Raw genomic sequence first — 22,275 nt, 5'->3', positions numbered from 1 at the left:
TATAAAGCCTGACACACTATCTTGTGTGATACGCACCACATTCTAGCCCGAGTCGCCAATGAACGCCCCCACCGACCTTTCGATGAAAACTGACGACGTTTTGCGGGTTGAACTTGAGGTTTTCCGCCGTCAGCACCGAGACCTGGACGAAGCGATCGAGGCGCTTCAAGGCACCGGAACGGCGGACCAGCTGACCATCAAGCGCTTAAAAAAGCAGAAATTGCGGCTGAAAGACATCATCCGTCTGATCGAAGACCGTCTGACCCCTGACATCATCGCCTGACGCATTGCCACGAAGGCGGATTTGGCTATAGTGCGCGCTCTTTCGGCACGCAGGGAAGTAAACGGATGAGCGACGTGAAAGTGGGGATCATCATGGGCAGCCAGTCGGACTGGCCCACGATGAAAGAGGCCACCGATATTCTAGACGAGTTGGGCATTGCCTATGAAAAGCGTATCGTGTCCGCCCACCGTACCCCTGACCGTCTGTGGGACTATGGCAAGACCGCCGTGCCGCGTGGCCTGCATGTGATCATCGCAGGGGCCGGAGGGGCAGCGCACCTACCCGGTATGATGGCCTCGAAGACGCGAGTGCCCGTTATTGGGGTGCCAGTACAGACGCGCGCCTTGTCGGGCGTCGATTCCCTTTATTCCATCGTTCAGATGCCCAAGGGGTTTCCTGTGGCGACCATGGCCATCGGGTCGGCAGGCGGGGCCAATGCGGGTCTGATGGCGGCTGGTATTCTGGCCTTGCAGGATGACGCTCTGGCGCAGCGGCTGGATGCGTGGCGCGATGCGCTGTCGGCCTCGATCCCCGAAGAGCCACAGGGATGAGCCGTGTCGGGTTCATCGGCACCGGCCACATCGCAGCGCCAATAGCCCGGCTGCTGGCACGTAAAGGGCATGAGATTTTTGTGACGGAGCGTAACGCCACCGTTTCGGCTACACTGAAGGCCGACATCAACGCAACGGTCGGCCGTCCGCAATCGGTGATCGACCAGTCCGAGATTTTGTTTCTGTGCCTGCGTCCGCACATTGCGTCGGATGTGCTGGCCCCCCTGTCCTTTCGGGCCGACCATCGGATCGTGTCGGTGATGGCGGCGGTGTCCGAGACGGATCTCAGATCGCTCTGCGCCCCCGCGGGGGATTTCGTGCAGACGATCCCTCTGGGCTTTTTGGAACAGGGCGGCTGCCCCTTGGCGGCTTATGGGAACGATGATCTGCTGGCGGGTCTGATGGCCCCCGAAAACCCGGTTGTGAAAGTGGCCGATGAAGCCTCGCTGAACGCTCATTTTGCCATCTGTGCGATGGTGCCGGGTGTTCTGGACCTTCTGGTCTCGGGCGCGGAATGGCTGACCGAACAGACCGGCGATGCGGATGGTGCGGAATTCTACACGACCCAATTGATGGCAGGTTTCCTGGCCAGCATGGAAAAGGGTCAGACTGGACGGCTTGCCGCAGAACGTGATGCGCTGGCAACCGACGGAACACTGAGCTTGCAAATGACGCGAACCCTGCAAGCGGGCAAGGCCCATGCGGCCCTGCGCGACGCCCTGACTGCAATCGGCAAACGGCTGGAGACCTGAAGAATGACGGACATGCTTGCACCCGGAGCCACGATTGGCATCCTTGGCGGTGGACAACTGGGCCGGATGCTGTCCGTTGCCGCAGCGCGACTGGGCTTTGTGACGCATATATTCGAGCCTGGCGCGAACCCGCCCGCTGGTCAGGTCGCAGACCGCGTGACCACAGCCGCCTATGACGATGCCGACGCCCTGCGCGCCTTTGCCGAGTCGGCCGATATTATCACCTATGAGTTCGAGAACATCCCGACCGAGGCTCTGGACCTGCTGGAGGCACACCGCCCCATTCGCCCGGGCCGCGAGGCGTTGCGAGTCAGCCAGGATCGGCTGACCGAGAAGAACTTTCTGCAAGGGCTGGGCCTACAAACCGCGCCTTTTGCCGATATCACCGATCTGGGCAGCCTGAAATCCGCGATTGAGGAAATCGGCACGCCCGCGATCCTGAAAACCCGCCGCTTTGGTTATGATGGCAAGGGGCAAGCCCGGTTGCGCGCGCCCGACGATGCCGAGGCTGCTCTGGCCGATATGGCGGGTGCACCAGCGATCCTTGAAGGGTTTGTAGAGTTTAGCCACGAAGTCTCGATCATCGCCGCACGCGGGCTGGATGGTCAGGTCGCCTGTTTCGATCCCGGCGAGAATGTCCACCGCGATGGTATCTTGCATACTACGACTGTCCCCGCCCGACTGCCTCCGGCGCAGCGCACCGATGCGGTGCTGTCGGCAGCCAATATCTTGAACGCGCTGGACTATGTAGGCGTCATGGGGGTCGAGCTGTTCGTGACCGCGCGCGGTCTGATTGTGAATGAGATTGCGCCGCGAGTGCATAACTCGGGCCACTGGACGCAGAACGGTTGCGCTGTGGATCAGTTCGAACAGCATATCCGCGCGGTCGCCGGGTGGCCCTTGGGCGACGGTCAGCGCCATAGTGATGTGGTGATGGAGAACCTGATCGGCGATGACATGGATCGGGTGCCTGATTTGGCGAGAGAGCGCGATGTAGCCTTGCATCTTTACGGTAAGGCCGAGGTCAAGGCAGGCCGCAAGATGGGGCATTTCAACCGCATTTCGCGCTAGGAAATCGCGCTGGTGCGCGATGCCTCCGGCGGGGATATTTTTAGCCAGATGAAGTTTGCGGATCAAACAAGGAACCGGGCCGCGATATCCCCGGCCATATAGCTGAAGCGCCCCTCTGTCATGGTCGCGGCAACGCGGTGGGTTTGTTTGTCCAAAATGGTCAGATCCGCGCGTTTTCCAGGGGCCAGCGTACCTCGGTCATTCAGACCCAGAACGCGCGCAGGGCCCGAGGACACAAGCGCCCAAGCCTCGGCAAAATCCAACAAACCTGACTTAGCCAGCATCAGTGCGGCGCGGCGGGGGCTTGGGTAATGATAGTCCGAGGCCAACGCATCACAGAGCCCCATCATGATCAGGTCCAACGCGCTGACATTGCCTTTATGCGAGCCCCCGCGCACCACATTTGGCGAGCCGAGAATGATATGGTCCCCTGCGGCGCGAGCGGTTTCGGCAGCTTCGAGCGTTTCGGGGAATTCCGATATCTTCGCCCCACGCGCGCGCCAAATTGCGCGGGTTTGGGCAGTGGCATCGTCATGGCTGCCCATGCGCACGTTTTGCTTTTCCAACACCGTGCACAAGCTATCCAATGCCATTGGAACCTCTGATCCCCGCGCGTGCATGGACAGCAGCATTTCGAAATGCATTTCAGGGTTACGCCCAGCCTTCAACGCCTGCCCGGTCAGACGCGGTGGTTTGCGCCCTTCGGCAAGGCGATCATGCGGCAGATGGTCGTTGAACACGACATAGGGCACCTGCCACGCCGCAATTCGCTCCGGCAAATCAACATAGTCGTCCAGCATATGCGTCTCGAACCGTAGCTGTGGCAACAGATCGGTCACAACGCTGTCTCTGACGGACGCAATTGCATCAAAGACCTGCCCTGCAAATTCGGGACCGCGCACGCCGCCCTCCCAACTGTAAAACTGCGCCAGCACGGCGGTGGTAATGCCATTGGCCGCCAGTTCGGCCTCGGCAGCCAGAATGCCCTCATCCATCTGTTTCATCGCCCCACGGCGCGGCGCGATGTGACGTTCGAACCCGTCCCCGTGCAGGTCGATAATGCCGGGTAAAACGAGAAATCCGTTTAGGTCGACGGCGCGGCCAGCGCGATCGGGCTGAATGACTCCTTTTGCAAGCGACAAATCAGCTAAGGCCAGACCGTCCCCTGGCAACAGAACCTCGGCGCCGGTGAACGTCAGGGCCAGATCGCTCATTCTGAGGGTTCCGATTCTGGTTCTGAGCAATCCCAACCGAGGCAGATCTCATCAATGATGGCTTGCACGCCATCCAGCCATGTAATCTGAGGGTCAAACTGGCCGAATTCGATGAAATGCAGTGCTTGTGCCATCACGCGGGGATTGTTCATCATAAAAGTATGGGTCACGGGCAGAACGATATGGTCCTTCATGCCCTCGACCTTGGTCGTCTCGACCGAGACCTTACCGTCATCTTTGCCCTCGATCAGCGATGAAAACAGCGGGTTCAGCGAATTTTCACCGGCGATCACCCCAAGTTCGAAGTCCACCGGCGGTAACTTGCGCGGGATACCTTCGGGACCTGTGCCCAACGCCAGCCCGGCAGGGCCGTTCAGGATACCAAAGACCTCGTAGGCGCTTAACTCATCCACCAGTTGGCTACCCTGATTGGGCGGGCCAAGCATGACCACGCGGCCTAGGTTTTCGGGCATGTTGTCCTGCAACCAGAAACGCAACAGGATACCCCCCATGGAATGCGCCACCACGTTGACGGTATCGTCACCACAAGCCGCAAAGGCATCTGGCAGGGTCTGAGCTGCCAATTCGGCAATCGGCAGATCGGTCGAGGGATATCCGGGCCGCACAACAGTGTAGCCATGCGCCTGAAAGAGTTGCTCCATCACCGTAAAGGACGCCTCGGTCCGGGCAAGCCCGTGCAGCAGCACCACGCATTTCGCATGGGCCGCGGCGGGCAACAAAAACAGAATAATGGCAAACACATATCTCATAGCGGCCAGATAAGGGCAAAGCGGGCGCGATGAAACCCCTAGCGCCGCGACAGGCGCAGAACAGCCAACGCAATGCCACCCAGAACCAGCGCGGCACCAAGGATCAGACGTAGGCTGGCGGTTTCACCCAACAAGGCAACGCCCCCCGCAATGGCAATGATCGGCACACTCAACTGCACAACGGCGGCGGTCGTCGGGGCCAGCTGCGGCAGAACCCCATACCACAGGGCATAGCCCATCCCAGATGTCACACCGCCAGACAAAGCGGCCAGTACATACCCGGCGGCTGTCATGTTCCACTCTCCTCCAACCAGCAACAACGCTAGCCCTGTGATAGGCAGAGCAACGACGAAATTGGCGGCTGTTCCGGCCAGCGCATCTGGTTCGGACCGGCCAACCAGCGAATAGATTGCCCATCCGACCCCCGCCGCAATCATCAATGCCGCTCCCACCGGGTTCACCTGAATCTCTCCGCTCGGCCACAGAACCCATGCCAGACCAGCCAAAGCGATACCAGCTCCTGCGATCTGCCGTGCGCTAGGCGCCGACCCGGTGACGGATGTCACGGCAAACATGGTGATCTGAACCACTGCGAACAGAATCAAAGCCCCTAACCCCGCATCCAAGGTTAGATAGGCAATAGAAAACCCGATCATATACAGGGATAAGGATCCGGCCCCCGCAATGCGGCGCCTGTTCCGCAAAGGCAACTGCCCCCCTCGGAATGAAACCAACGCTGCCAACACCACTGCCCCGGCCAACACACGCACGATGGCAAACCCGGCAGGGTCGCTCGCGCCGCTATCAATGGCCAAACGGTTGAGGATCGAATTCGCCGCAAAGGCGCACATAGTCAGGGCAGTCAGCAAAAACAGTCGCATTCCCACCGCATAGCGTGTTCGGACGCATTTGCACACTCACATTCCCGGCGAAAAACCGTGCCCGCTCTTCTACTGTTCAAAAATACCTCCGCCGGAGGCATGTCCGCGCAGCGGGCATTCCTAACGAAACGGGGCCGCCCGAAGGCGACCCCATCTTGATATTGCGGCTTCCCTTTCGACAGCTTGGTCAATAGTGGCCAAGCACCTATCGGGGGGATCGTCAGAATTCGCCTGAGCGAATTCGATGTGCTTACATCATGCCGCCCATGCCGCCCATGTCGGGCATGCCGCCAGCAGCGGGTGCGTCTTTCTGGGGCTTGTCGGCAACCATTGCTTCGGTAGTGACCAGCAGGCCAGCAACCGATGCTGCATCTTCCAGTGCAGTACGGACAACTTTGGCCGGGTCAATCACGCCGAACGAGAACATGTCGCCATATTCTTCGGTCTGTGCGTTGAAGCCGAACGCTGCGTCGCCGCTTTCGCGGACTTTGCCAGCAACAACTGCACCGTCAACGCCTGCGTTTTCAGCGATCTGGCGCAGCGGCGCTTCGATTGCCTTACGAACGATGTTGATGCCTGCGTTCTGGTCAGCGTTTGCACCTTCCAGAGCTTCCAGAGCTTTACCGGCCTGAACCAGAGCAACACCGCCGCCCACAACAACGCCTTCCTGCACAGCAGCACGGGTCGCGTTCAGAGCATCGTCCACACGGTCTTTACGCTCTTTCACTTCAACTTCGGTCATGCCGCCGACGCGGATAACAGCAACACCGCCTGCCAGTTTGGCAACGCGCTCTTGCAGCTTCTCACGGTCGTAGTCCGACGAGGTTTCTTCGATCTGAGTGCGGATCTGAGCAACGCGTGCTTCGATCTCGGCTTTTTCGCCTGCACCGTCGACGATGGTGGTTTCGTCTTTGGTGATTTCGATCTTCTTGGCGGTGCCCAGCATGTCCATGGTGACGGATTCGAGCTTCATGCCCAGATCTTCGCTGATGACCTGACCGCCGGTCAGGATCGCGATGTCTTGCAGCATGGCTTTACGGCGATCGCCGAAGCCCGGTGCTTTGACAGCAGCAATTTTCAGGCCGCCGCGCAGTTTGTTGACAACCAGAGTTGCCAGCGCTTCGCCTTCAACATCTTCTGCGATGATCAGCAGCGGCTTCTGCGACTGGATCACCTGCTCCAGCAGCGGAACCATCGGCTGCAGCGAGGACAGTTTCTTTTCGTGCAGCAGGATCATGCAGTCATCGAGCTCTGCGATCATCTTGTCTGCGTTGGTGACGAAGTAAGGCGACAGGTAGCCACGGTCGAACTGCATACCCTCGACAACATCGGTCTCGGTTTCCAGACCTTTGTTTTCTTCGACGGTGATAACGCCTTCGTTGCCAACCTTCTGCATCGCGTCTGCGATCTGCTGGCCGATTTCGGCTTCGCCGTTGGCCGAGATGGTGCCAACCTGAGCAACTTCTGCCGAGTCTTTGACTTCGCGCGAGGCGTCTTTGATGCCTTCAACAACCTTGGCGGTCGCCAGGTCGATGCCGCGCTTCAGGTCCATCGGGTTCAGGCCAGCAGCAACCTGCTTGAGACCTTCGCGCACGATGGCTTGGGCCAGAACGGTTGCGGTGGTGGTGCCGTCACCGGCTTCGTCATTGGTGCGGCTGGCGACTTCTTTCACCATCTGCGCGCCCATGTTTTCGAACTTGTCTTCCAGTTCGATTTCCTTAGCAACCGAAACACCGTCTTTGGTGATGCGCGGTGCGCCGAAGGATTTATCCAGAACCACGTTGCGGCCTTTGGGGCCCAGGGTCACTTTAACCGCGTCGGCCAGGATGTTTACGCCTGCCAGCATCCGGTTACGGGCATCGGTGTCGAACTTGACGTCCTTTGCAGCCATGTCGTTTCTCCTTGAGAAATTAGTTGTAGATGAAGATCAGAGTGAAGCGCGAGGGCCTTACTCGATGATCCCCATGATGTCGCTTTCTTTCATCATCAGCAGCTCTTCGCCGTCGACCTGAACCTCGGTGCCCGACCATTTGCCGAACAGGATCTTGTCGCCAGCTTTCACAGCCATTGCGATCAGCTCGCCGCTGTCCTTGCGTGCGCCTTCGCCGGTTGCGACGACTTCGCCTTCGCTGGGCTTTTCTTTTGCGCTGTCAGGAATGATCAGGCCGCCTGCGGTTTTTTCTTCGCTTTCGGTACGGCGAACCAGCACGCGGTCATGAAGCGGTTTCAATGCCATCTTTGCAGCTCCTTGGGCTCAAAGTTGTTAATCCTCCCCTCGCCGGATGGCGGGGCGTTAGCACTCATGCTTGTCGAGTGATAACGACGCATAGCTAGGGGGTGCAATTCCCCGAGTCAACAAGCTGTGAAGGATTTTTTGGACCTCTGCCCCTATTCGGGGTGATCCCAGCTGTAGGCCCAGTGTTTCAGTCCGTCCTGCCCTGCATCCGTCAGGGCATAAACGCCCTTTTCGACCTTGTCGAACCACCCGTAGTGGTTCTCTCGCATAAGTCGGGTGGCTGCGGCCACACCGGTTGCCTTTGCAACCTCGGCCCCTTTGGTGGCGCCGCACTCTGCCAGATGCGCCGCACATTTCAGCGCATCCTGACGATAGGCGGTGACAATCCCATGACGCGTGGCCCCGCCCGCATTAGGGTCGCCCTCCAACCGGTCAAACTCGCGTAACAGACGCGTCTTTCGCGCCTTGTCCTTTCGCGGCGCATATGGACCCGGATCACACTGAACCTCAACCACACCATCCGAACGCACGGTAATCAGACCAAGCCCCAAACGGCGGCACAAAGCCAGATTGTCCTTCAGAGCCCGCCGAGCGCTGCGACCTTTGGGTTTGAGCACACCGATATAAACCTGATCCGTCACCTTCAGTCGCGCAATCGCCTGATGAAACAGGGCCAGCGAGAACCGCAACTTCAGCTCGACAATCACCGGATCTTCCCCAGCGCGCACGGCGACTATATCGGCAGCACCCACCTCACCCTTGACGGTGTAACCTTGACGCTCCAACAACGCTTTGATGGGGGGGTAAAGATCCTGCTCACGCTCCATACGGCCATGCTAGGGGATTTGCTGTGGAATGCCAGACACAGATCGGACCGGCGGCGCTTTGCACCGCTTGATCCCATGCCTTGCGCAATGCAAGGTCGCGGCACAAATAAAAAAGTCCGAGGTTTAAAGGGTGGCTCCAATGCGTTTTCTGTTCATCTTCATTTGTCTATTTGTACCGCTGAGCGCTTATGCGGCCTGCGAGGGGCGCGACCTGCGCCCAGATTTATCGGCTGAAATGCAGGATCAGATTCAACAGGCGCTTGTTAATTTCCCCTACCCCGAAGGCAATCACTGGATCGCCACCAAGGACGGTGCAACCCTGCATCTGATCGGCACCGTTCACACCAATGACGCCCGCATGGACGCGGTGGTCGAACGGCTAGAGCCAACGCTCAGCCAGGCGGATGCGTTTTATTTCGAAGTCACCAAGGCCGAGATGGACGCCTTTCAAAAAGGTCTGGCCGAGGATCTGAGCCCGGTTCTGATCACCTCGGGTCCGACGCTGATTGACATGATCCCCGCCGAGCAGTGGGAGACCCTGTCACAAGGTCTAGCCGATCGCGGCATCCCAAGCTGGATGGGGGCCAAAATGCGCCCCTGGTTTCTCAGCATGACTTTGGGCGTGCCGCCCTGCATGGTGCACGAACCGAACGCCAGTTACGGGATGGATGCCCGTCTGACCGATTTGGCGGCCGAATACGACATCCCTCAGTTCTCGCTTGAGACAACGGCGGAATTGATGGCGATGTTCAACGAATTCCCGATGGAACAGCAGGTGCAATCCCTCGTCCGAATGGCCGACGCCTTCGAAAGCAGCGAAGACCAGCTGGCCACGATGCTGAACGCCTATCTCGAAGAGAAACACGGCGAAATCCTACAATTCGCGCGGTTGCAGGGGCTTGAGACCTCGGGCCTGACGGAAGAGATTTTCGACGAGGAATGGGGCGGGTTCGAAGAACAGCTTCTCATCGGGCGCAACAATAACTGGATGGCGCATATTCTGGACATTCAGGACCAGACTGCCGTGATCGCGGTCGGCGCTGGACACCTTGGAGGAGAACATGGGCTTCTGAACCTGTTGGAACAGGCTGGCTACACTCTGGAGCGCGGGCCGTTCTAAGCCGGTTTTACCTATCGTCGCAGTGTAACCGAGACCGGGTGACAAGTGCGCCTGACCACCCTATAAGGCGCGCAAATTTACCATCCTCAGGACGCTGACATGACAACCCTCGTATTTGGACATAAATCCCCCGACACCGATTCCACCGGCTCCCCGATCCTGTGGTCGTGGTATCTGAACGAAGTCAAAGGTGAACAGGCTGAACCCGTACTGCTGGGTGAACCCAACACCGAGGCCGCCTTTATGCTGCAGCGCTGGGACCTGCCCAAGCCGCGTATTATCGCCGACGTGGACGCGGACGTGCCGGTCGTAATCGTTGACACCAACAACCCCGCCGAACTGCCCGCCAGCGTCAACAGCGCAGACATCCGCGCCATCATCGACCACCACAAGCTGGTCGGCGGGCTGGAAACCAAAAGCCCAATCGACATCACCGTGCGCCCACTGGCCTGCACCGCGACGATCATGGTTGACCTGATGGGCGACGACGCTGCCAAAATGCCTGACGCCGTCAAAGGCGCGGCGTTGACCTGCATCCTGTCGGACACGCTGGAATTCCGCTCGCCCACCACCACCGCCCATGACCGCGCAGTGGCTGAAAAACTGGCGGCTGAGCTGGGTCTGGACGTCTCGGCATATGCGGCTGACATGTTCGCAGCTAAGTCGGACGTATCATCGTTCTCGGACGCAGAACTGATCCGCATGGATAGCAAAGAATACGAAGTCGACGGCACCAAGTTCCGCGTTTCAGTTCTGGAAACCACCGCTCCAGGCGTCGTTCTGGACCGCAAAGACAGCCTAGCCGCGTCAATGGTGGACGTAGCAAAGGAAGACGGTGTCGATCAGGTTCTGCTGTTTGTCGTCGACATCCTCAACGAAGAAGCCACCCTGCTTGTGCCCAATGACCTTGTGAAAGGCGTGGCCGAGAAGAGCTTTGGTGCGTCAGTAAACGGCGACGCCGTGGTTCTGCCCGGAATCATGAGCCGGAAAAAGCAGATCATCCCCAACCTCAAAGTGTAATCTTCGTAGTACCACAAACTAAAGGCGCCTGTATCGGGGCGCCTTTTTTTCGTTAAGACACAAGATTTTGCATAGAGCGTATCCGTTGATAGTCTGGTGCGGATAGTCTTGCTTGGGTCTTGGTCGCAGGAATGAGTAAACGAAAATTCAGCACCACCAGGGACATCCTTCGGTTCGAAGGGCATGACCGAGCGGCGTATTGGCGCAGATTTGCGATGCTTTTGACACTGTCAGTGGTGATCGCGACCATGGGGATGCTTCGCGATTCAGGCGCGGTGGTGATTGCCGCCATGTTGGTCGCACCGTTGATGACACCGATACTGGGCATAGCTGCCTCGATGGTTATGGGGTGGCTGGGACGTGCGTTCAAGCTTGCCCTGATTGTAAGCGGGGCCGCAGTTATCTGCGTCTTTCTGGCCTGGTTTCTTGTCTATATCGCCGATGTTCCCCGCGGAATTCTGATCCCTGATCAGGTTCTGGCGCGTACCGATCCCGGGACTGAAGATCTGATCGTTGCCTTGGCAGCTGGCGTCGCCGGAGCGTATGTGCAGATAAATCGATCAGAAGTTAGCCTGCTGCCAGGTGCTGCGATCGGCGTGTCTTTGGTGCCCCCGTTATCCGCCTCGGGGGTATTGATGTATTTTGAAGAAGCGGCTGAAGCTTATGAGGCCGGCTTGCTGTTCGCAACAAACCTTGGGGCGATCATCCTATCGGCTTGCGCGGTTTACATCGTGTACGCTGCTCGTTCGGTGGTTTTCAGCAAGGGGCGTCGCAAGCTGAATTTTACTGCCAGCGTCGTTGTGACCTTGGCGTTCTTGACCTTCGTAGTCATTCAATTGGGCAAGTCGACATATAACCGCTATCTGGAAACCCGGACCGAAGCGCAATTGGCACAGACAATACGCGATTGGGCTGATCCAGTCTCGGTCGAGATTGTTCGCGTCGACGTCAACGCTCAACGCAAGCAAGCCGATATCTGGCTGATCGTTGACCTGCCAATTGAGGCCGCATTCAAGGTGTCTTCAATCGCAGGCCTCCTGCCGGAAAGCCTGCGCGAGAAACCCCTGGTCGACGTACTGCGCGACGAGTTGGGGCCGGGTTATCTGGTTGTCGTTCGCTTTCAGAACAGGATCGGCGCCCAGATCATTCTAGGTACTGAAAACGTTCAACTGGCACCGGATGTCGAGGAAATCAGTGAAGACAACTGAACGTATGCGGCTATTCATTCAGAAAAGTTGCAGCTGGGATGGTCAAAAGACCGAAGCTTTGACATAGCTGGCACAACTTCGACTCCAGAGCCCCGGGGGCAGCTCAATGACTCAGATTATTCACAAACTTGATGAAATCTCCGATCGCTACAAAGCGCTGTTTGTCGACCTCTGGGGCTGTGTGCATAACGGCATAACCGCCTATCCCGAAGCCGTGGCAGCGCTTCAAGGTTATCGCGCCAAAGGGGGCATTGTCGTTCTGGTCACCAACTCGCCCAAGCCCCGTGCAGGGGTGGCTGAGCAACTGGAACAATTCAACGTTCCCAACGACGCCTATGATACGATCGCCACAAGCGGAGACTCGGCGCGCTCAGCTATGTTTCGAGGCGCTGTAGGCGAAAAAGTTTACTTCATGGGAGAATGGGCGCGCGATGCTGGCTTTTTCGAGCCGCTGAAGATTTTGCACCACCCAATTCAGATCGAGCGTGTGCCACTGGATCAGGCCGAAGGGATTGTCTGCTGTGGACCATTCGATCCGATGGCCGACCCTGACGTCAACCGCGCGGATTTCCTTTACGCTAAGCAGAAGGGCATGAAACTTCTCTGCGCCAATCCAGATATCGTGGTCGACCGGGGCGAGGTTCGGGAATGGTGCGCGGGCGCTCTGGCCAAGCTTTACACCGAGATGGGGGGCGAGAGCCTTTACTTCGGCAAGCCGCATCCGCCGATCTATGATCTGGCACGTCGGCGACTGCAGGAGTTGGGTCATGATATCCCTGACGGCGATATTCTGGTGATCGGCGACGGCCCGCATACCGACATTCTGGGTGGTATGGGTGAGGGCATTGATTCTCTGTTCATCTCGGGCGGTCTGGCAGCAGCCGAAACCAAAACGTCGCACCATCCGCACCCGGAATCCCTAACCGATTATATCGCAAGGGAAAACATCAACCCCACCTATACAATCGGCCGCCTGCGCTAGTCAGAAAAGACTTGATTTTCTGCAACTGCGAAGTAATAAAGTTACCCAACTTGGGTAACTTTGGTTTTTTTGTTGCCCATTGAAATCGAGTGAGGGTGACATGTTGGACAATCTTCCGCGCGGCACGATCTGTATTGAAGACATCGAAATGGGCATGACCCGCCACCTGCGCAAAGTGGTGACGGACGAAGATATCGAAATGTTCGCGCAGGTCTCGACCGACCGTAACCCGGTGCATCTTGATGACGATTATGCCCGCGACACGATCTTTGAGGGGCGCATTGCCCACGGGATGCTGACGGCGGGGCTGATCTCGGCTGTGATAGGGGAGCAACTGCCGGGCCACGGCACAGTTTATATGGGGCAGTCGCTGAAATTCCTGGCCCCCGTTCGCCCCGGAGACATGGTCTATGCCGAGGTAAAGGTGATCGACATCGACTTTGCCAAGCGCCGGGTCAAGCTGGATTGCCACTGTGCGGTAGACGGCAAAAAGGTGTTGATGGGCGAGGCTATGGTGCTGGCGCCATCGCGCAAGTTCGACTGACGTCTCAGACCCTTGAACCTGCCTCGCAGTCCCGCTAGGCAGGCGCTATGCGCATTATTCGGGATTTCCAGTTTGTCGAGCCTCAGGACCGTGGTGCCAGTGTCGCCATCGGTAATTTTGACGGCGTGCATATCGGCCACCGCTCTGTGATCGAACTGGCCCGCAACGCCGCGCCAGACGCGCCACTGGGTGTGATGACGTTCGAGCCACATCCGCGGGAATATTTTGCACCCGACAGCCCCCCTTTTCGCCTGATGCGCGGCAATGCTCGCGCGCACCGGTTGCAGAAACTGGGGGTTGAGAAACTCTATGAGTTGCCTTTTAATGCGGCACTGGCCGGGCTGACGCCCGAAGAATTCGCGCGCAATGTGATCTGTGACGGGCTGGGCCTGTCGCATGTGGTGGTCGGGGCCGATTTCTGTTTCGGCAAGGGCCGCAGCGGCACCGCCGATGATCTGGTGCGGTTCGGGGCCCAGATGGGTTTCGGTGTGACCATCGCCCCCTTGATGGAGCGGTCGGAAAACGTCGTGTCCTCAACCGCGATCCGCACGGCTTTGTCAGAAGGCCGCCCTCGGGACGCCGCCGCCATGCTGGGCCACTGGCACCGGATCGAGGGCGAGGTGATTGGCGGCGAACAGCGCGGGCGCGAGTTGGGCTATCCCACCGCGAATATGTCGATCGAGGGGCTACACCCCCCCAAATTCGGTGTCTACGCGGTGCTGGTTGATGTGCTGGATGGCCCGCATCAGGGCAGCTATCACGGTGCGGCCTCGGTTGGCACACGGCCCATGTTCAACGGCGAAGTCCCCAATATCGAGACGTTCCTGTTCGATTTTTCGGGTGATCTTTATGGCGCGACGCTCTCGGTCGGTCTGGTCGAATACCTGCGCCCCGAGATGACCTTTGACGGTCTGGACGGGCTGATCACCCAGATGGATGCCGATTGCGACAAGGCCCGTGCGCTACTGGCGGCGCTATGACCACCGACCCGATTGACCGCAACGGCCTGTCCGCCCGGTTCTGGGAACGCAAACCGCTGACCAAGATGAACCAGCGCGAGTGGGAGGCGCTGTGCGACGGCTGCGGCAAGTGCTGTCTGAACAAGCTGGAAGACGAAGACACTGGCGAGGTTGCCCTGACCTGCGTCGCCTGCCGGCTGCTTGACGATGAGACCTGCCGTTGCACCCAATACGACATCCGCCACCAATTCGTGCCGGAATGCATCGTGATGACGCCCGACAATATCGACGAACACGCCTATTGGCTGCCCCAGACCTGCGCCTATCGGCTGCTGTGGGAGGGCAAGCCCCTTTACGATTGGCACCCATTGATATCTGGTACGCCTGACAGCGTATACGCCGCCGGGGTCTCGGTTCAGGGCCGCACGGTGTCCGAGTTTGAAACCCCCATGGAAGAGTGGGAAGACTATATCATCGAGGAGCCCAACTGATGTATTTCGCCTCTGACAATTCCGGGCCGGTTCACCCGCAAGTGATGGCCGCGTTGAGCGCCGCGAATGAGGGCTATCAGATGGCCTACGGGGCCGACACGCTGATGAACGAGGTGCGCGACCGTATCCGTGGTATCTTTGAAGCGCCGGGGGCAGCTGTCTATCTGGTGGCGACCGGGACGGCGGCGAATTCTTTGGCTTTGTCGACGCTGGCGAACCCGTGGGATACCGTGTTCTGTTCGCCCGTGGCGCATATCCACGAGGATGAGTGCAACGCGCCGGAATTCTACAGCGGCGCCAAGCTGACGCTGGTACCGGGTGATGACATAATGACGGCTGACGCATTGCGCAGCACCATCCTGGCCGAGGAAACCCGCGGCGTGCATGGGCCGCAGCGCGGGCCGGTCTCGATCACGCAGGTGACCGAGCGAGGGTCGGTTTATTCGTTGGAAGAGTTGCAGGCGCTGTGCCGTGTGGCCAAGGATTACGGTCTGCCGGTGCATCTGGACGGCGCGCGGTTCACCAATGCGCTGGTCGCGCTGAACTGTTCCCCCGCCGAGATGACATGGAAGTCGGGTGTTGATGCGGTCAGCTTTGGCGGCACAAAGAACGGACTGATGGGGGTCGAGGCGGTGGTCTTTTTCGACGAGGCCAAAGCCTGGGAATTCGAGCTGCGCCGCAAGCGTGGCGCGCATCTGTTTTCGAAACACCGTTATTTGTCGGCGCAGATGGCCGCGTATCTGCAGGATGATCTTTGGTTGAGGATGGCGCGGCAGGCCAATGACAACTGCGCACGTCTGGCGGATGGGTTGCGGGCCAAGGGGGCCTCATTCTTGCATGAACCGCAGGCGAACATGATCTTCGCGGAATTCTCGCGCGCCCGGCACAAACAGCTTCACGAGGCCGGAGCGGTCTATCATCTGTGGGGCGCCGAATTGGAAGGGGTGGATGAGGACGAACGCCTTGCCTGTCGGCTGGTGTGTGACTGGTCACTGCCGCCCGAAGAGGTCGACCGGTTTTTGGGTTTGATCTGAAGCTGGTTGGGGGCTCTGCCCCCAAACCCCCGAGGTATTTTCAAATAGAAGAAGGAGGCAGCCTGTGCCAGAAATTGGTTATCTGGGCGGCGGTTTCCTTAGGGTGCGAGATTGGCAGCATGTGCCCTGCGTCTTCGATAGTGATGATGGACGCGTTGGGCAGGCGTTTTTGCAATCCATGTGAAATTGCAGGCATGACCGGATGAGAGTGTCCGCCGGTCATCAGCATGGTTGGTCGTTTGACTTCGTTCAGAACACCTGGCGTCAGGAGCCCTTTTGTATCCTGGAACAGAGCTTGTTCCACATCTGGAACGACCCGGATCCCCCGGATCATCGCCGCGCGCGTTTTCTCGGGCATATCCGGCCAGCGCGGGCTTTCCTCGGTGCTCCACATTCGGTTGAACAAGCGGGCCGCCAGCGGCATATCCCCGGTTTCCAGCGCCTCTACATAAGGCTGTGCCGCCGCATCGTGCTGCGCCAGAAGATCGAGCTCATCTAACTTGGCGACGGCGAAGAATACGGGTTCGATCAGGACCACGCTGCGGATCAGTTTCGGGTGATTGACCGCAAGGCGCAGGGCAATCATCGCGCCAAAGGAATGCCCGATCACATCCATCGGCTGGGTCAATTGTGCCGCGGACAAAGTGGTGGTCAGGTCAAAAAAGTCGCTCTGCCCATCCCAATCAGGGCTTTTGCCGTGCGATAGCATATCGGGCGCAACAAGCGTGGCTTGTGCGCCCAATGAGGCCGCCAAACCGGCCCAAGCCCCCGAATGTGCAATCGTGCAGTGCAGGGCGAGCACCTGTCGCGCGCCCTGTCCCAGTGATCGAACAAATATGGAAGGTAGAGTCACCCCGTCCTTCAACCTTTCATCTCGGACAGGTGACGGTCGAGGTCTTCGATCCGGTCCTGACCCCAGAACCGTTGTCCATCCTCGGTAATATAGAACGGCGCGCCAAAGGCACCGCTGTCCACGGCCTGTTCCAGATTGGCGGCATAGGTTTCGGCACCGTCCAGCAACCCGCTATCCGCGAGGTTCGGGTCGAACCCGGCTGCCGACAGGCAATCGCGGATCACGTCATCCTGCGCGATGTCCTTTTCCTCGGCCCAGCAGGCGCGCAGGAAGGAATGGACCAGGTTGCCCACATCGCCTGAGCCATCCTTGGCCGCCGCGATCACGGCATAGGACGATGGCGCCATGTTCGTCGGCCAATGTGCGGGTTGAATGTTGAACTCCATCCCCAGATTTTTGGCCTGACGCTGCAATTCCTGTGCTCGGTATTCGGTGCGCGAAATATGCCGGTCCTTGGGTGGGGTGCCTCCGGTCCGGCCAAACAGGGCCATGATATCCAGTGGTTTGTAGTTAATTGTCGCGCCATGTTTCGCGGCCACCTCTTCCAACCGGGTTCCGGCCAGATAGGTGAAGGGCGAAATTGTCGCAAAATAGTAGTCTATGGTGGCCATGTTCACTTTCTCCGCTGCGTTATCTTTGCGAGACGGTAAGGCCATGCTAAGCGGTGTCAACATCACGAATCTGTCACATTAGCCATTGCTGCCCGGGGACCTCAGCCGATGCCGACACTCCACGAACCCAAGCTGATCGCTGGGAACGCCAATCTTCCGCTTGCCGAATCCATTGCCCGCCGCATGAGCCTGTATCGCGGCGTCGATCAGGGCCTCGTCGATGCGCGCGTCGAACGCTTTAACGACGGTGAGATTTTTGTCGAAGTGTTTGAGAACGTGCGCGGCGAGGATATGTTCATCGTCCAGCCGACCTCGAACCCCGCCAATGACAATCTGATGGAACTGCTGATCATCGCCGACGCGCTGCGCCGCTCATCCGCGCAGCGGATCACTGCCGTGATCCCTTATTTCGGCTATGCTCGTCAGGACCGCCGCACCAAGGCGCGCACGCCGATTTCCGCCAAGCTGGTCGCCAACATGCTGACCGGCGCCGGGATCGAGCGGGTACTGACCATGGACCTGCACGCCGCGCAGATTCAGGGGTTCTTTGATATCCCGGTGGACAACCTTTATGCCTCGCCGATCTTTGCGCTGGATGTGAAAAACCAGTTCAAGGACCAGATGGATGAGATCATGGTGGTCTCACCCGATGTCGGCGGTGTAGCCCGTGCGCGTGAATTGGCCAAGCGGATCGAAGCGCCGCTGTCGATCGTGGACAAGCGCCGCGAAAAGGCCGGCGAAGTGGCCGAGATGACTGTCATCGGCGACGTCAAAGACAAGATCTGCCTGATCGTGGACGACATGTGCGACACAGCGGGTACACTCTGCAAGGCCGCCCAAGTGCTGCTGGATAACGGCGCGAAAGAGGTGCATTCCTATATCACCCACGGTGTCATGAGCGGCCCGGCGGTTGAGCGTGTGACAAACTCGGTGATGAAATCTCTGGTTCTGACCGACACAATCCAACCCACCAAAGAAGTCGCCAAAGCCAAAAATATCCGCATTGTTCCGACAGCGCCCATCTTTACGCAGGCGATCCTGAACATTTGGAACGGCACCTCGGTCTCGTCGCTGTTCGAGGACAAGACCCTGACCCCGATCTACGAATCCATGTACCACATGGACTGATCTGAACGGGCGGCCTTGCAGCCGCCCTTTTTCGTGACCCTTCTAAGGCAGGAGCTTTCCGTGACAGCCCCCAAACGCATCGTTCTTTCCAGCGACCACGCCGCCATCGAGCTGCGCCAAGCGGTTGCCAAACATATCGCGGACCAAGGATGGGAGGTCATGGATATCGGCCCTCAAACACCTGAGAGCACGCATTATCCGATCCACGGCAAAGCCGCCGCTGACGCCGTTGCCTCGGGTGATTGCGCACTGGGTATCATCCTTTGCGGCACGGGACAGGGCATCATGATGGCGGCGAACAAGGTCCCCGGCATTCGCTGCGGTGTGTGTTCCGACGCGTTCTCAGCCCGGATGATCCGCCAGCATAACGACGCCAACATGCTGTCCATCGGTGCACGCGTCGTAGGTGAAGGTCAGGCGCTGGATATCGTGGATGCTTTCCTTGGAGCCGATTTCGAAGGCGGCCGTCACGCAACACGGGTGGACATGATCGAATCCTGAAACGTCGGATGGCTAGGAGATGTCCCAGTCATCCTCATGCGCCACCTCTCCGATCGCTGTCCAGGACATCCTGATCCGCGCGATGCGGGTGTCTGACCAAGTGCGGAAAACGGCGCTGAAGCCTTCGGCTGAGATATCCTCGGCCTTGACCTCGGCGCGCAGGGCGGTGGTTGTGTCCACATCCCATAGGGATATGCCAACCTGAACCACTGGCGTGGTCCTGAACGGCTGGCTGAACGTAACAGCCGCGCGCCGTTCTCGGGTTCCATTGCCTGTCCACATGTCCCCGCCATTGGAAAATTCGGAAAACAGTACAGTCTCGCCTTGGTCGATACCAATCGGGTGGGTGCGAAATGTCTTCATCTTTATCGTCTATAACCATTTACACTGAAAACTTAATCTGAGACTTCAAGCAAATCACGACAAAAAAACGGCCCCGCATTGCGAGGCCGTTTCGAATGATCCATTTGCAACAAGCCGTTACAGGCTCATATGCGTCCCAAGCGCTTCCATGTCGGCCAGCAGTTTGGCTGCATCGTCAACGATGGACTGATCGTCCCCGGCCTTTGCGGCCTCGTGCGAGGCGCGGGCTTCAGCGATCAGGTCATCCAGATGCGACCGGGTCACTTCGGCAACCGGTATGGCTTTTTCAGCCAGAACCGACAGGCCGTCGCCGTTGATCTGGGCAAACCCGCCAGTGACCAGGTATTCGCTGGCTCCGGCAGGTGCCTCAACCTTCAGCAGACCGGGGCGTAGCGTGGTGATGGTGGGGGCATGATCGGGCATTGCCGTCATGTCCCCGTCCGCGCCGGGTAGCTGGACCGCGGTGGCCTCAAGCGAAGCAAGGCTCCGCTCTGGGCTGACGAGGTCGAATTGCATCGTGTTTGCCATCAGGGATACTCCTTAGGCGGCTTCTGCGGCCATCTTTTCCGCTTTGGCGATCACTTCGTCGATGCCACCAACCATCAGGAAGGCCGCTTCGGGCAGGTGATCATATTCGCCAGCCACAACGGCTTTGAACGATGCGATGGTCACGTCCAGAGGAACCTGAACGCCCGGCGAACCGGTGAAAACCTCGGCCACGTCGAACGGCTGCGACAGGAAGCGCTCGATCTTACGGGCACGGGCAACGGTCAGTTTGTCTTCTTCCGACAGTTCGTCCATGCCGAGGATGGCGATGATGTCCTGCAGCGACTTGTAGCGCTGGAGGATCTGCTGAACGTCGGTCGCAACGCCGTAGTGCTCTTCACCAACGATCGCCGGGTCCAGCAGACGCGACGACGAGTCGAGCGGGTCAACAGCCGGATAGATACCCTTTTCCGAGATCGCGCGGTTAAGAACGGTAGTCGCATCCAAGTGAGCAAACGAGGTTGCCGGCGCAGGGTCGGTAAGGTCGTCCGCAGGCACGTAGATCGCCTGCACCGAGGTGATCGAGCCCGACTTGGTCGAGGTGATGCGTTCCTGCAGGGCGCCCATGTCGGTGGCCAGCGTCGGCTGGTAGCCCACCGCCGAAGGAATACGACCCAGCAGAGCCGAAACCTCGGAACCCGCTTGCGTAAAGCGGAAGATGTTGTCGACGAAGAACAGAACGTCGGTACCGGACTGGTCGCGGAACTGCTCGGCCAGGGTCAGACCGGTCAGAGCAACACGTGCACGCGCTCCCGGAGGTTCGTTCATCTGACCGTAAACCAGCGCAACCTGCGATTCCGACAGGTTGTCGGGCTTAATAACGTTCGATTCGATCATCTCGTGGTACAGGTCGTTCCCTTCACGGGTCCGTTCACCAACACCCGCGAACACTGAGAAGCCCGAGTGCACTTTGGCGATGTTGTTGATCAGTTCCATGATCAGAACGGTTTTACCAACGCCCGCGCCACCGAAGAGGCCAATTTTACCGCCTTTGGCGTAAGGAGCCAGCAGGTCAACAACCTTGATGCCGGTCACAAGGATTTCCGACTCGGTCGACTGTTCCGCGAACTCAGGTGCGGGCTGGTGGATTGCGCGGGTTGCCGACGCAACAACGTCGCCTTTTTCGTCGATCGGCTCGCCGACCACGTTCAGGATGCGGCCAAGGGTGGCGTTGCCAACCGGAACCGAGATCGGTGCGCCGGTGTCGGTCACAACTTCGCCACGGACCAGACCTTCGGTCGCATCCATCGCGATGGTACGGACGGTGTTTTCACCCAGGTGCTGAGCAACTTCCAACACCAGGCGTTTGCCGTTGTTGGTGGTTTCCAGCGCGTTCAGAATTTCAGGCAGTGCGTCATCGAACTGCACGTCGACGACGGCCCCGATGATCTGTGTGACTTTGCCTTTTGCATTCGCCATGTTTCGTCTCCGGTATGTCTCTACAGCGCTTCGGCGCCGGAAATAATTTCAATCAGCTCGTTGGTGATCACGGCCTGACGCGAGCGGTTGAACTGGATCGTCAGCTTGTCGATCATCTCGCCCGCGTTGCGTGTCGCGTTGTCCATCGCGGACATCCGTGCACCCTGTTCAGACGCTCCGTTTTCGAGCAGAGCCGAGAAGATCGCGGTTGCAACCCCCTTGGGCAGCAGGTCGGCCAGGATAGCCTCTTCGCTGGGCTCGTAGTCGAAGATGGCACCGCTGTCGTCACCTGCCGCGTCGTCCTCGAACGAGGCGGGGATGATTTGCTGTGCCGTCGGGATCTGGGTCACAACGTTGACGAACTTCGAGTAGAAGATCGTGGCAACATCGAACTCAGCCCCATCAAAGCGTGACAGTACGTCCTTGGCGATGTCTTGCGCGTTGGTGTAGCCAATGCGCTTGACCTCGCTCAGGTCGACATGTCCAACGAACAGATCGCCCAAATCGCGCTTAAGCGCGTCGCGGCCTTTTTTGCCGACGGTCAAAACCTTGACCGTCTTGCCTTTGCCGCGCAGCTCTTCCGCCTTTTGGCGGGCCAGCTTGGCGATGTTCGAGTTGAAGCCGCCACACAGGCCGCGTTCAGCTGTCATCACGACCAGCAGATGCACATCATCACTGCCCGTACCACGGAGCAGCTTGGGGGCGCTGTCGCTGCCCCCGACCGAAGCCGCCAGCCCCGCCATAACGGCATTGAACCGCTCGGCATAAGGGCGCGAGGCTTCGGCAGATTCCTGGGCGCGGCGCAGTTTTGCGGCCGCGACCATCTGCATGGCCTTGGTGATCTTGCGGGTCGACTTGACCGACTCGATCCTGTTTTTAAGGTCCTTCAGACTAGGCATCGGAACCCCCTA

Annotated in this window: 26 protein-coding genes; 14 read left to right on the top strand and 12 right to left on the bottom strand. The window is 58.8% G+C overall.

Annotated features, from left to right (window positions below; translation table 11 throughout):
* Positions 1–58: 58 nt before the first annotated feature.
* From ACR0DB_RS04470 to ACR0DB_RS04455, 4 genes are all read left to right on the top strand, one after another.
* Positions 59–283 (top strand): YdcH family protein, encoded by a 225-nt coding sequence (locus ACR0DB_RS04470; protein ID WP_170352346.1) that lies wholly within the window; start codon positions 59–61, stop codon positions 281–283.
* A gap of 65 nt (positions 284–348) precedes the next feature.
* Entirely contained in the window at positions 349–834 is a 486-nt protein-coding gene (gene purE, locus ACR0DB_RS04465) for a 5-(carboxyamino)imidazole ribonucleotide mutase (protein WP_480549198.1), read from the top strand.
* A complete protein-coding gene (locus tag ACR0DB_RS04460) occupies positions 831–1,586 on the top strand; it encodes an NAD(P)-binding domain-containing protein (protein ID WP_480549196.1) in 756 nt (251 codons plus the stop codon). Before purE ends, ACR0DB_RS04460 begins: the two co-directional genes overlap by 4 nt.
* Positions 1,587–1,589: 3 nt before the next feature.
* Positions 1,590–2,657 (top strand): 5-(carboxyamino)imidazole ribonucleotide synthase, encoded by a 1,068-nt coding sequence (locus ACR0DB_RS04455; RefSeq protein ID WP_480549194.1) that lies wholly within the window; start codon positions 1,590–1,592, stop codon positions 2,655–2,657.
* A gap of 62 nt (positions 2,658–2,719) precedes the next feature.
* Here the strand turns inward: ACR0DB_RS04455 and ACR0DB_RS04450 are convergent, their stop codons facing one another.
* The 6 genes from ACR0DB_RS04450 to ACR0DB_RS04425 form a co-directional block, all read right to left on the bottom strand.
* Positions 2,720–3,871 (bottom strand): alpha-D-ribose 1-methylphosphonate 5-triphosphate diphosphatase, encoded by a 1,152-nt coding sequence (locus ACR0DB_RS04450; RefSeq protein WP_480549192.1) that lies wholly within the window; start codon positions 3,869–3,871, stop codon positions 2,720–2,722.
* Positions 3,868–4,641, bottom strand: coding sequence for an alpha/beta fold hydrolase (locus ACR0DB_RS04445; RefSeq protein WP_480549190.1), 774 nt, complete (start codon positions 4,639–4,641; stop codon positions 3,868–3,870). The genes ACR0DB_RS04450 and ACR0DB_RS04445 overlap by 4 nt, the downstream gene beginning before the upstream one ends.
* A 38-nt stretch (positions 4,642–4,679) precedes the next feature.
* A complete protein-coding gene (locus tag ACR0DB_RS04440; RefSeq protein ID WP_480549188.1) occupies positions 4,680–5,522 on the bottom strand; it encodes a DMT family transporter in 843 nt (280 codons plus the stop codon).
* Between the two features lie 250 nt (positions 5,523–5,772).
* Positions 5,773–7,413: a chaperonin GroEL gene (groL, locus tag ACR0DB_RS04435; RefSeq protein WP_480549186.1), complete on the bottom strand. Its 1,641-nt coding sequence runs from the start codon at positions 7,411–7,413 to the stop codon at positions 5,773–5,775.
* 57 nt (positions 7,414–7,470) lie between these two features.
* Positions 7,471–7,758, bottom strand: a complete 288-nt coding sequence (groES, locus tag ACR0DB_RS04430) for a co-chaperone GroES (protein ID WP_170352338.1) — start codon at positions 7,756–7,758, stop codon at positions 7,471–7,473.
* Between the two features lie 152 nt (positions 7,759–7,910).
* Positions 7,911–8,585 (bottom strand): DUF2161 domain-containing phosphodiesterase, encoded by a 675-nt coding sequence (locus tag ACR0DB_RS04425; protein ID WP_170783804.1) that lies wholly within the window; start codon positions 8,583–8,585, stop codon positions 7,911–7,913.
* Between the two features lie 139 nt (positions 8,586–8,724).
* On the opposite strand from ACR0DB_RS04425, the gene ACR0DB_RS04420 reads away from it, so the two are divergent.
* The 8 genes from ACR0DB_RS04420 (at position 8,725) to ACR0DB_RS04385 (ending at position 15,943) form a co-directional block, all read left to right on the top strand.
* A complete protein-coding gene (locus ACR0DB_RS04420) occupies positions 8,725–9,705 on the top strand; it encodes a TraB/GumN family protein (protein WP_480549184.1) in 981 nt (326 codons plus the stop codon).
* A 99-nt stretch (positions 9,706–9,804) separates the two neighbouring features.
* The gene (locus tag ACR0DB_RS04415; protein ID WP_480549182.1) at positions 9,805–10,725 is read left to right on the top strand and encodes a manganese-dependent inorganic pyrophosphatase; all 921 of its coding nucleotides are present in this window, start codon (positions 9,805–9,807) and stop codon (positions 10,723–10,725) included.
* A gap of 131 nt (positions 10,726–10,856) precedes the next feature.
* Positions 10,857–11,933 (top strand): DUF389 domain-containing protein, encoded by a 1,077-nt coding sequence (locus tag ACR0DB_RS04410; RefSeq protein WP_480549180.1) that lies wholly within the window; start codon positions 10,857–10,859, stop codon positions 11,931–11,933.
* Between the two features lie 106 nt (positions 11,934–12,039).
* Entirely contained in the window at positions 12,040–12,915 is an 876-nt protein-coding gene (locus tag ACR0DB_RS04405) for a TIGR01459 family HAD-type hydrolase (RefSeq protein WP_170783796.1), read from the top strand.
* A 100-nt stretch (positions 12,916–13,015) separates the two neighbouring features.
* Entirely contained in the window at positions 13,016–13,459 is a 444-nt protein-coding gene (locus ACR0DB_RS04400; protein WP_170352332.1) for a MaoC family dehydratase, read from the top strand.
* A 47-nt stretch (positions 13,460–13,506) separates the two neighbouring features.
* Positions 13,507–14,439 (top strand): bifunctional riboflavin kinase/FAD synthetase, encoded by a 933-nt coding sequence (locus tag ACR0DB_RS04395; RefSeq protein WP_480549178.1) that lies wholly within the window; start codon positions 13,507–13,509, stop codon positions 14,437–14,439.
* Entirely contained in the window at positions 14,436–14,909 is a 474-nt protein-coding gene (locus ACR0DB_RS04390; protein WP_353393549.1) for a YcgN family cysteine cluster protein, read from the top strand. Before ACR0DB_RS04395 ends, ACR0DB_RS04390 begins: the two co-directional genes overlap by 4 nt.
* Positions 14,909–15,943: a threonine aldolase family protein gene (locus tag ACR0DB_RS04385; protein ID WP_480549176.1), complete on the top strand. Its 1,035-nt coding sequence runs from the start codon at positions 14,909–14,911 to the stop codon at positions 15,941–15,943. The genes ACR0DB_RS04390 and ACR0DB_RS04385 overlap by 1 nt, the downstream gene beginning before the upstream one ends.
* Before the next feature lie 40 nt (positions 15,944–15,983).
* Here the strand turns inward: ACR0DB_RS04385 and ACR0DB_RS04380 are convergent, their stop codons facing one another.
* A complete protein-coding gene (locus tag ACR0DB_RS04380) occupies positions 15,984–16,796 on the bottom strand; it encodes an alpha/beta fold hydrolase (protein ID WP_480549174.1) in 813 nt (270 codons plus the stop codon).
* Positions 16,797–16,804: 8 nt separating this feature from the next.
* Complete coding sequence (locus tag ACR0DB_RS04375; protein ID WP_480549172.1) at positions 16,805–17,407, bottom strand: DsbA family protein; 603 nt, start codon at positions 17,405–17,407, stop codon at positions 16,805–16,807.
* Positions 17,408–17,515: 108 nt separating this feature from the next.
* Between ACR0DB_RS04375 and ACR0DB_RS04370 the strand changes: the two genes are divergently transcribed.
* Both ACR0DB_RS04370 and rpiB read left to right on the top strand, forming a co-directional pair.
* A complete protein-coding gene (locus ACR0DB_RS04370; protein WP_170352327.1) occupies positions 17,516–18,535 on the top strand; it encodes a ribose-phosphate pyrophosphokinase in 1,020 nt (339 codons plus the stop codon).
* A gap of 60 nt (positions 18,536–18,595) precedes the next feature.
* Entirely contained in the window at positions 18,596–19,036 is a 441-nt protein-coding gene (gene rpiB / locus ACR0DB_RS04365) for a ribose 5-phosphate isomerase B (protein ID WP_170769000.1), read from the top strand.
* A 12-nt stretch (positions 19,037–19,048) separates the two neighbouring features.
* Here rpiB and ACR0DB_RS04360 read toward each other — a convergent pair whose 3' ends face one another.
* The 4 genes from ACR0DB_RS04360 to ACR0DB_RS04345 all read right to left on the bottom strand — a co-directional run bounded on the left by ACR0DB_RS04360 (position 19,049) and on the right by ACR0DB_RS04345 (position 22,263).
* Complete coding sequence (locus ACR0DB_RS04360) at positions 19,049–19,399, bottom strand: H-type lectin domain-containing protein (RefSeq protein ID WP_170768999.1); 351 nt, start codon at positions 19,397–19,399, stop codon at positions 19,049–19,051.
* 117 nt (positions 19,400–19,516) lie between these two features.
* Positions 19,517–19,927: a F0F1 ATP synthase subunit epsilon gene (locus ACR0DB_RS04355; protein ID WP_170768998.1), complete on the bottom strand. Its 411-nt coding sequence runs from the start codon at positions 19,925–19,927 to the stop codon at positions 19,517–19,519.
* Between the two features lie 12 nt (positions 19,928–19,939).
* The gene (gene atpD, locus ACR0DB_RS04350; RefSeq protein ID WP_480549170.1) at positions 19,940–21,364 is read right to left on the bottom strand and encodes a F0F1 ATP synthase subunit beta; all 1,425 of its coding nucleotides are present in this window, start codon (positions 21,362–21,364) and stop codon (positions 19,940–19,942) included.
* A 20-nt stretch (positions 21,365–21,384) separates the two neighbouring features.
* Complete coding sequence (locus ACR0DB_RS04345) at positions 21,385–22,263, bottom strand: F0F1 ATP synthase subunit gamma (RefSeq protein ID WP_170788159.1); 879 nt, start codon at positions 22,261–22,263, stop codon at positions 21,385–21,387.
* Between the last annotated feature and the right edge of the window lie 12 nt (positions 22,264–22,275).

It is taken from the genome of Ruegeria sp. AB6 (assembly GCF_056542685.1).
The sequence above is the reverse complement of the archived record's forward strand: the minus strand, read 5'-3'. Positions and strand labels throughout refer to the sequence as shown.